The sequence below is a fragment of the Methylomonas sp. MgM2 genome (genome assembly GCF_054172045.1).
The window spans coordinates 1-8,439 of the sequence record NZ_JBSYXO010000064.1 but is presented as its reverse complement, the minus strand read 5'-3'; the positions used below and the strand labels follow the sequence as shown (position 1 = coordinate 8,439).

Genomic DNA, 8,439 nt, shown 5'->3' with positions numbered 1-8,439 from the left:
GCTTTATAAGTTAATCTAGCGGCTGGCTCAGCGAATCAATGCGGATTGCGGGGGCGATAAAATCAACAGCCTGTTAGTCAGTTTTGTCGGTAGGGGTGGGTGGGTCAAAAGTCATAGGGGTAAGGGTCGCCGTGCGTCGCCCTATCCAAATTTTCGCTGAATGGATTTTTAGAAATCCAAAAAGCCCATGTTGATAGGGAGAATGACTTATAAAGCGTGCGAAAACACGAGCCACCCCCTACCGACAAAACTGACTAAACCGACAAAATACCCCTTGCCACCTTCGGCACCCCTACCAGCGCCCGCCGATCCGGTGGGCGATCCCGTGCAGGCTTGAACATGGCCCGCCAGCTTCGCACAAGGCCCAAGGCATCGCCACCCCGGTGTTGTTTGCGTGGATCAGTCTGGGCAAGTCGCTTGCCGTGGCCGGCGCCATTTCTGGGCCGTACACGGATCAGCTGCACAACCGTTGTTTAACAATACGAAATAATAAAATACCTAGCTGGGTTTCGTGCCAACTCTCTACAAGTCATATTTGACAAGGTATACAGGAAGGCATAGAGTTTGCTTATGATCATTATTTCTAGAATCGAGCATATAATTTTTATTGGTATCTGGGCCAAGGGTTGTGCTGGCGTGGTTTTCGGCTTGTTGTAGCTGGCGCCTTGTTTGGCGGCGCAAAAAAAAACCAGCGGCGAGCTGGTTTAGTTGGTTCTGGGTAGGCGTGTTTTCAAGTCAAAATTTTTCAAAGCAAAAACTCATTTGTGTAAATGCTTTGCTAGGGCGACGCACGGCGACCCTTACCCCTATGACTTTTTACCCACCCCTCCCCCTTACGACACATCCGACTACACCCGGCTCGCATATAGCCCAGCGGCACGCGCATGCAGATAACACACGGTCACCTCATCAACCGCCGCTATATCTCGTATTGCTACCACCACAATGCCGCCATCGACCGCTTGCATCATGGCGTTAGGTTCGGATGAATGATTTGTATAGCGACCGGCAGGTGTTCGATGTACACCTATTCTGGCTGGGCATATGACCTGCCCAGCTTCGAATGATGCGGTTGCAAACAAGCCCATGCCGTGAATGGGAGATTGTTGCAGCATGACCGGGTAATCTAGATCGAATGGTATTAGGTCGCTGTGGTCGCACATGATCTTATGCAATGCGGCCTCATCGGTTCCTGTGATTCTGAGTACGTCATCGTAACTTGGCATCATTTCCTCGTTATTCACCTTTGGCACATATGCCAGCGCTTTTGTGTTGCTGAATCGTGATTAAGACCAACCTGCCAATAGGCAAAACTGAACGATGTAGACGCCGATAAAATAAGCAGAATGGCGGCCAGCTCTCCGCGTCTTGAGTCGGGCTGCGACCTCATAGCGTACCCCCAAGCCATGCTTGAGCGACCAGCGATACAAACAGAACGATTCCGGCTATCGCGGCGCGACGTTCGTATTTAACGGCGTCGTCGAATGATTTGTTCTGTTTCAGCTTTGCACAATGTTCGAGGGCGCGACGGTTTTTAATTAATGCTGCCTCAGCATATCTAATTCTCATGACCGACCCCCGCGTTTTGCTTCGCTCCCAAACTCGATACACCATTCGGCAAATAGTTGATCGCCGCCTTTGATGTATTCGTGAACCTCTTTTGCCGTTACCAGGGAATCAAGCTTCAACACGGCCATGCAATCATCAAAAAGATTGCAGTCCAGGCCGCGTAGCGACGTGAGATTGAACGGCCATGATCGACCGTTATACAGCGCAAGCAAAAACCGCCGCACGGTCACAGCCTGACCTGTGTCGCGCTGTGCGACCGCTACCAGCCGGGTTAATGCGGGCAGTCCTGTAGTCAATAACTCTTCGCGCTCAACCTCGGTCTCGGCGATTTGTTGCAGGAATCGTTCGACGGGATCAGGCTCTGTGGTTGGTCGTATTTTGTGCAGCAAATCAGAAACCGATTCAGACAAGCGGAATGCCTCAAACAGCAATTTAGCCACGTGCTCATCAAGGGCCGGGATGATTCTCTGTATGTTGGGGTCAATCGGTGCGTTGACATAGGCGGAAAATTCAGCGTATTGGTTTTTCAGTTGCTCGAAGTTCTGAGCAATCGCGCTTATGTTTTTGGAAGGGTTGGATTTTAGGCGGATTTCTCCTAAGTATTGTGTGCTCATAACGGTGACTCCTAGATAAAGTAAGTAACCGTCGGCCAAGGTTCCAATCTTGGGGCGACGGGCTGCAATGGGTTGGAACTACCGATCTAGGAGCGGCCACACCTAAGTGTGCCCAATGCAACCCGCCATAACAGGTATTGCAAATGACGGACACAAAAAAGCCGCGATTGAATGCGGCATTTTGACGCCTAGATTAACGGGGTTCCAATCCCGTCCCATGTGCTCATGGGATGATCGAAGCTTATGCGGAGAAAGTCAGGTTGTCAAGAAAATTGTTTTCCGCTCACATTCATCAGCGAATCGGTCAACCGATTGCAGCGCCTTGATAATTGTTTGATTCGGCTCTCTGCCTGCCGCCTGCAAGCGATTGAGCAATAGGCTTTAGGACGGCCTATGCCGGATTGGTCTTTAATCGGTTTGGCGCATGTGGCGCATTTCTTAGAATCCATATTTGGCCTCTCTTACAATTTGATATTTGCCGTCATCCTGTCGCCGTTTGACGGTCAGCGTACGAGGGCCACCAAGTGACTTAGCCCAATCAATAGCCGCTTGAATGCTGGTAAACTCGCCGGTCTCTACGTGATTGCGTCGTTTTAGTTCCGCGTGATATTCCATCAAACAATCTCCGTTCTCAATTTCTCAACGCGCATCACCTCTGACAACCGATACTTATACTCGCCGTTCGGCCTAACGAAGTGAAGTGTTCCGGCCTTCCGCATGGCGGCCAGTGCGCGTTTGTTCATGTTCCACCTTGGGCGCATAATTGATGTTCTGTTAGAAACGTTTCGTGTTCCGATTTGCCTATCATTCCAAAACTCCGAGTAACTGCTAAAACCTGCCTTTTGCCAAGGGGGTTGCGTTGCCTGCATTTGTATCCTTAAAAAAATGCCCGTTTGATGCAATCTCCCGGGCGAGTGGTTCCATTATCACTATGGTAAAAAGTTAAAGCCCCGCCGCCGCTCGGTTCTCGATGTCTGCGACGGATTTCAGAATCGCCGCGTCATCGAGGCAATTAGTCAGGCCGGTTAATTCGTCAAACAGAGCCTTCGCCAGTCGGCTTTCGTCATTTGTCAAAAGCGTTTTGCTCTTAACGCGGTCGTATAGCGCACGGCGGCAATTTGCCACGATGACCGGCGTCTGACTCTTAAGCTCGGTCTCGGCCATTTTGATTTGCTTTAGCAGCGCTTCGCGATTTTGATGATCGACCGCCAGCAATTCGCCGCGCTTCTCGCGCAACTCGTTCAGCTTGGTTTCGGCCTTTTTAATCTCGGCATCAACATCTTTGACCGGCTTCGTAGACAAACCGGCCAGCTCTTTTTTAAGCGCCGCAATTTTATCGACCAGCGCCTTACGCGGCTTGGCCTTTTCGCTCAGGTCGTCTTTGAAAAACTGGCGGCCTAAGTTCGAGCCTCCGAATATGTTCATGAAATTCATAATGTCACTCCATTAAGCCGGTGTCAGGTCGCCGCCGATGATCGCGCTAGGCTGTTCAATCGCCAGTGCTAATCGTCGTTCCGCTCTGACCGTGATTAGGTTTTTGGTAAAGTTGTCGGAATCTGATTCTGACATTTCGATGGTCACATCCTCACGATTTCGGATGTTTCCTGACATTGCGAACGCTCCGACGCCGAACGTATCGGCGGTGACGCCAAGCGATTGCACGACCGGCACACCGAACAGTTTGGCCTCTAACCCATTTATCAGATCAGACGCGCTGTAACTTGGTGTCGAATTCAGAATCGACAACTCGAATTGAAGCCAATCAGCTGGGTTTAACAAAATCGCGCTTGGACGGTAACCTGCGCTGAACAGGTCGGTCATGCATCTGCGGATTAGTTCGTGCTTAGGCAAACTTGTGGTTAGCTGAGCTGCCGTATAACCGTGTGGCTGATAATTGCCGGTGTCAAAAATACCGGAAATGTTAGGGGCCGTACCGTTGCCCACGGCCAGCTGGGTTTCGATACGACGATTGACGCCGTACTCCATTCGCAGATTCACGTAAGCGGCCAATGCTGGCGCGTCTGAAGCCAGTTGTTTGCTGATTTTGATCCAGTGAGCTACCGTTGAAACAGGCATGTTGACCAATTCGAACGTCAATGATGATTCCGACTTGGCTGATCCCTCGGCGGTTTCGGCCGCTGAGTTTGTGAATAAAAGCTCTCGCGTAAACTCAATCGCGTTTTCTGCGGTCGGCATGGCCGGAAACAGGCTTTCCAGCGTCATCGGACTGAACGCGCCAGGTACAACACCCGGCTTTCTGTCTGGCGCTACAGTGGAGTCGCCGCCGGTCAGGGTGTTGTTTTTAATCTCGAATTTTGCTTTTTGCCGCCCGCCGTTCAGAAATTCCCGCAAGACGGATGATGCAACGATTTGGGTGCCCCAATCGCTGCGATTGGCAAAGTGCGCCTGTACACCCCTGCGCTCCAGTGCGGCCAAACGGCGGCCTAGTTCGAGCTGCGCGCTGCCGATGTTTTCCAGTTCGTTTTTTGAAAGGTTGTGGTGATTATTGATATCGCGCTCAATGCGGTCAATCTGGGTAGTGATTTTTTGAAGCGACATACCTTTTCCTGTGAGAATTTGCGGCCACGTCTCGCGGCCAAAAAACAATTTCCAGCGTCTCACAGGAAAGAAAGTAATCGAGTTATATCATGTTTTTCCGCCATTGCAAGTTCTTTCTCCGACATCTATGACATGCTTCAAGTCGGCGCAAAATTTTTTTGCCTCGGCTCGTGAAAATCCAAGCTGTTTAAGACCCGTTTCAATCTGTCTAATATTGTAAGACGCTTCTTTGCTCGATACGTGGGGCGTGTTTTGCTCTCTAGTCATGACGCCCCCTACCCAGAACTAGCGGGTTAATGTGAAAGCTCGGTAAAGGCCGCCGGCCTACTGCTTGCGGTTCTGGCGGTTGCTCTACAATCCAGCCCTCATAAGCCAGGATTTCCAGCGCCTCTTTCACGGGTGCGCCCTTGCCTAAGCCGTGCCAGCCTTTTCGGTCAATGTCTCGGGTGGTAAAGGGGTTCGGCAGGTTGCCGGCTTTGATCTTGCCCGCCAACCTTACCGCCGCCTCTTGTTCCGGGCTTTCAGCCATTGCATAGATGCGCCGCGCGTGGCTTTCCAAATATTCGCACCAATCAACCGCCAATAGCGCCGCTTGTTCTGATACCGGCCCGCGTGCTTTACCGTCGGCAATGTCGATCAGATGGAAAATTAGCGCCAAACTCGGCATCAATGAACGAAACTTGCCGAAGTGTTCCACCATTAAGGGGTTTTCCTCGGTCGGTATCTTGCCTGTTTGTAGCTCGGTCAGCCAATCGAAAAACACCGCTTGCCCGGCTTCGTCGAAACGGTAATAAGGCCGGTCGTCGTGTTCTGGGTCATAACTAGCCCCGTATTCGGCAAAGTCCATTTCTGCTAGCTTTTGCAGAATCACAAAGGCGCGGTGCTTGTGTTCCTTGTTGGGGGCGGTGTCGATCAATTGCCAGTTTTTCGGCTCATCCGGCCACACGGCAAGCTGTAGGCGTTGAATCATGCCATCGTTACCGCCGCTTTGGGCTTGGTGCAAATAGGCTTTCAGTTTGTCGGGCTGGATACCGCCTAGCAAGCTGATACAGATTTGTTTTGCCTCGGTGACGCCTCTGGCGATTTTTACATCGGTATAAGTCCCGTTGCCGTTCCAGCCTTCCAGAAAATAAGCCCTCTCATCGGCGCCGTTTTCTTGATCCCACTTGACCAATAATCCGGTTAGCTCATCTCGAAACACCAGCAAGCCGCGCGGGTTTTGCGCCTGTAAGTTGGTCATGCTCTGGATGGTGGTTTCGTTGGTTTTGAACAGTCGCCGTGTCGGTTGCTGTTCGCTGGCTTCCAAGACTTCCATGTACTCGGCCCGCAATAGGTCAAGTTCGCGGCTGTCCATCGTGCTTTTCTTGGCCTCCTTATCCAGCCGGGCTTTCAGGTCTTTTTGTACCGCCCCGGCCACCATGCCTTCAAAATCCGCGCCGCGCTTTTCGCGTTCGAACATTTCGCCATAAACGAATTGCAATCGATCAAGAATGCCTAGCGCCTCTTTCATGCTGGGTGATTTCAGACAGACCGAAGGCCGCCCGATACACGCGCCCCAAAGGTTGGGGATAACCTCCCAGCCGTCGCGCTGCTTCGGGCGAATGCCGCAACCGGCCCCGATCACGCTGGAAAAAATCACAATGGTACTGATTACCGGAAAATCCGCCGGGGTTTGCATCCGGTGCGATACATCCGCCAGCCAATCACGGAAAGGCGCGGGGATTAGTTCCGGGGTCATGGCTAAAACCGCCGGAATTTTCGGGCGAATTTCGCCAGGGCTGGCCCATGTGCCACGGGTGGCCGCGCTCGGGTTGCTGGTGACTGTCTGGGCGGTTTGGCTGGCGATCACCTCCCGAAGTTTGGCCTGTAAGGGTTCGTGCAATGCGCTGTCAATCGGCCCGAAGCCATCCCAGCCGCTTACCCAGCCTTTCAGCCAGTCCACCACATCGCCGCTTTCTGGCAAGCCCGGCAAGCGTACAATCTTAACTTTGGGCGGTCGTTCCAGATTTGCCAGGACTTCGGCCACGGTCGCCGCGTACTTCTCGCCGGGTTCGTCGTTGTCTGGCAGGACATACACGGCACCGAAGCCGCTTAATGGCTGCCAATCGGCTTTGTTTGCCGCTTGCGATCCGCCCAACGTGGTAACGGCACAAAGGCCGATGGATTGCAGCGCCGCCGCGCATGGATCACCCTCAACAATAAAAACTGCTTTGGCTTTGTCATGCGTCGCTAATCGATCCAGGCCAAACAATGGGCGGGGGTCGGCATCGATACCCGGCACCCAATCGGCACCGCGCCGCCGGAAAAATGGCACCACGTCTTTTTTCTGCCCTTGGTGCTGATACCGGCCCACCGCGCCCAACTCTTCACCGTTTGTGCCGCGATATGTCCAGGCATAAACAAGGGGCTTGTTTTGGTAGGTTTTGGGTAAATTGATAGTCATTCTATCCCCCAATCCCGCGCCAATTTGTCTATTGCTTCGGGAAAGCTTAAGCCGTGGCGCTTTTGCTCGAAAGCGATCACATCACCGCCCGCCGCGCCGCAACTAAAACATTTAAAGCCGCCGGTTTGGGTGTTTACGCGAAACGATCCGCGCGTGTTGTCACTGTGAAACGGGCAAAGGCCGCCATCATTCCAGCCGATGCGTTTTAGCGGTACATCGGGCAATGCTACACGGTAATAATCGGGCGGGCTGATTGCCCGCTTGATATGGTTGGAGTTTGGTTTCATTCTTTACCTCGTTCGGCTTCCTTGTACTCAAGCCAATCAGCAAGGTTTTTGTAGGTTTTGTCTGGGTCTTGAATGGTTCCGTTAGGGTGTTCTATTGCGTCGTATTCGTCATAAACACCAATTGATCCGGGAAGCACGGGGCTAGCAAACAGGTTTTGGCTATCTTGTGCAATGTCGTCGCTTCCACTGATATGCCAGGCAATGATGCTTTCTCGGTAATAGCTAAGCCTTCCGGCTATGTTGGTGCAAAGGGTTATGGCACTAAAGCCAGGGTTGGCCGGGATAATGTTTTGTGTTGGTTTCATTATCTGCCCCCCGCGTTATCTGCCCCCCGCGTTTTGTGACTCGATCCAAGCGAACCACTTTTCTTCGTTGATTAAAACCTTACGGCCAATCCTAACTATGGCCCCGGCTTGGGCTAGGCCGTTTTGATGCTCGTTGAATATCAGCGCCCTAAGCCCTCCAGCTGTGAAGGCTTTGTGTTTTTCGCAGAACTGGCGAACAGTTAGATAAATCCATGCGGTTTGCATGGCTTCGGTTTGGATTGCCTCAGCGTTAGCCGTGGCGGTTTGATTGTTTGGTGTCATATTCACCCCATTTGTTACCGTTTAACAAGTTTCGCTGTGGTTTTTTGCCTCGGCTTGTGGTGAACTTAAGCAGTTGATTTTTAATAAAAAAACATGACAAACAATGACAAAACCCTGACAAATAACTTATTGTCCTGATTTCAAAATCTCTAAAATTAAGGTCATATCTCCTTTTGGTTGAGGCATAAAAAAAGGGGCGAAAGCCCCCTTTATTGTCCTAATTTTCTACTCATAGAATGGTGGATTTATTCCCGCGCGTTAGTTTGCAAAGCTTTTGTTTCCTCCAAAAATGCCGTTCGAAAGTTGCCGGAGAGTGTCGGCTTCCGGCGGGAAAGATTGCTAGCCATCCCTGGCTAGCAATCGCGCCTACACCGCCACGT

General features: G+C 51.7%; 11 protein-coding genes. All 11 read right to left on the bottom strand.

The annotated features are described in order from the left end of the window. Positions 1 to 848: 848 nt before the first annotated feature. The 11 genes from ACW73I_RS22415 to ACW73I_RS22365 all read right to left on the bottom strand — a co-directional run bounded on the left by ACW73I_RS22415 (position 849) and on the right by ACW73I_RS22365 (position 8,059). Positions 849 to 1,229 (bottom strand): SET domain-containing protein-lysine N-methyltransferase, encoded by a 381-nt coding sequence (locus ACW73I_RS22415; protein WP_458031733.1) that lies wholly within the window; start codon positions 1,227 to 1,229, stop codon positions 849 to 851. A gap of 157 nt (positions 1,230 to 1,386) precedes the next feature. Further along, complete coding sequence (locus ACW73I_RS22410) at positions 1,387 to 1,569, bottom strand: hypothetical protein (protein ID WP_458031732.1); 183 nt, start codon at positions 1,567 to 1,569, stop codon at positions 1,387 to 1,389. Beyond that, on the bottom strand, positions 1,566 to 2,183 hold the full coding sequence (locus tag ACW73I_RS22405; protein WP_458031731.1) for a DUF7673 family protein: 618 nt from the start codon (positions 2,181 to 2,183) through the stop codon (positions 1,566 to 1,568). Before ACW73I_RS22405 ends, ACW73I_RS22410 begins: the two co-directional genes overlap by 4 nt. A 438-nt stretch (positions 2,184 to 2,621) precedes the next feature. Beyond that, positions 2,622 to 2,798 carry a hypothetical protein gene (locus ACW73I_RS22400; RefSeq protein WP_458031730.1) on the bottom strand — a complete coding sequence of 59 codons (177 nt, stop codon included), beginning with the start codon at positions 2,796 to 2,798 and terminating at the stop codon, positions 2,622 to 2,624. 327 nt (positions 2,799 to 3,125) lie between these two features. Further along, positions 3,126 to 3,617, bottom strand: coding sequence for a hypothetical protein (locus ACW73I_RS22395; protein ID WP_458031729.1), 492 nt, complete (start codon positions 3,615 to 3,617; stop codon positions 3,126 to 3,128). 12 nt (positions 3,618 to 3,629) lie between these two features. Further along, on the bottom strand, positions 3,630 to 4,742 hold the full coding sequence (locus ACW73I_RS22390; protein ID WP_458031728.1) for a phage major capsid protein: 1,113 nt from the start codon (positions 4,740 to 4,742) through the stop codon (positions 3,630 to 3,632). A gap of 87 nt (positions 4,743 to 4,829) precedes the next feature. After that, a complete protein-coding gene (locus ACW73I_RS22385) occupies positions 4,830 to 5,009 on the bottom strand; it encodes a hypothetical protein (protein ID WP_458031727.1) in 180 nt (59 codons plus the stop codon). Then, a complete protein-coding gene (locus tag ACW73I_RS22380; protein WP_458031726.1) occupies positions 5,002 to 7,185 on the bottom strand; it encodes a DUF3987 domain-containing protein in 2,184 nt (727 codons plus the stop codon). Before ACW73I_RS22380 ends, ACW73I_RS22385 begins: the two co-directional genes overlap by 8 nt. After that, a complete protein-coding gene (locus ACW73I_RS22375) occupies positions 7,182 to 7,472 on the bottom strand; it encodes a CHC2 zinc finger domain-containing protein (protein WP_458031725.1) in 291 nt (96 codons plus the stop codon). The genes ACW73I_RS22380 and ACW73I_RS22375 overlap by 4 nt, the downstream gene beginning before the upstream one ends. Next, positions 7,469 to 7,777 (bottom strand): hypothetical protein, encoded by a 309-nt coding sequence (locus tag ACW73I_RS22370; RefSeq protein ID WP_458031724.1) that lies wholly within the window; start codon positions 7,775 to 7,777, stop codon positions 7,469 to 7,471. Before ACW73I_RS22370 ends, ACW73I_RS22375 begins: the two co-directional genes overlap by 4 nt. Before the next feature lie 15 nt (positions 7,778 to 7,792). Next, complete coding sequence (locus ACW73I_RS22365; protein WP_458031723.1) at positions 7,793 to 8,059, bottom strand: hypothetical protein; 267 nt, start codon at positions 8,057 to 8,059, stop codon at positions 7,793 to 7,795. Positions 8,060 to 8,439 lie beyond the last annotated feature (380 nt).

Bases quoted from the DNA above. Each gene is read 5' to 3' on its own strand.
- ACW73I_RS22405 (WP_458031731.1), bottom strand. From the start codon at position 2,183: ATGAGCACACAATACTTAGGAGAAATCCGCCTAAAATCCAACCCTTCC.
- ACW73I_RS22365 (WP_458031723.1), bottom strand. From the start codon at position 8,059: ATGACACCAAACAATCAAACCGCCACGGCTAACGCTGAGGCAATCCAA.
- ACW73I_RS22415 (WP_458031733.1), bottom strand. From the start codon at position 1,229: ATGATGCCAAGTTACGATGACGTACTCAGAATCACAGGAACCGATGAG.
- ACW73I_RS22395 (WP_458031729.1), bottom strand. From the start codon at position 3,617: ATGAATTTCATGAACATATTCGGAGGCTCGAACTTAGGCCGCCAGTTT.
- ACW73I_RS22385 (WP_458031727.1), bottom strand. From the start codon at position 5,009: ATGACTAGAGAGCAAAACACGCCCCACGTATCGAGCAAAGAAGCGTCT.
- ACW73I_RS22410 (WP_458031732.1), bottom strand. From the start codon at position 1,569: ATGAGAATTAGATATGCTGAGGCAGCATTAATTAAAAACCGTCGCGCC.
- ACW73I_RS22380 (WP_458031726.1), bottom strand. From the start codon at position 7,185: ATGACTATCAATTTACCCAAAACCTACCAAAACAAGCCCCTTGTTTAT.
- ACW73I_RS22370 (WP_458031724.1), bottom strand. From the start codon at position 7,777: ATGAAACCAACACAAAACATTATCCCGGCCAACCCTGGCTTTAGTGCC.
- ACW73I_RS22390 (WP_458031728.1), bottom strand. From the start codon at position 4,742: ATGTCGCTTCAAAAAATCACTACCCAGATTGACCGCATTGAGCGCGAT.
- ACW73I_RS22400 (WP_458031730.1), bottom strand. From the start codon at position 2,798: ATGGAATATCACGCGGAACTAAAACGACGCAATCACGTAGAGACCGGC.
- ACW73I_RS22375 (WP_458031725.1), bottom strand. From the start codon at position 7,472: ATGAAACCAAACTCCAACCATATCAAGCGGGCAATCAGCCCGCCCGAT.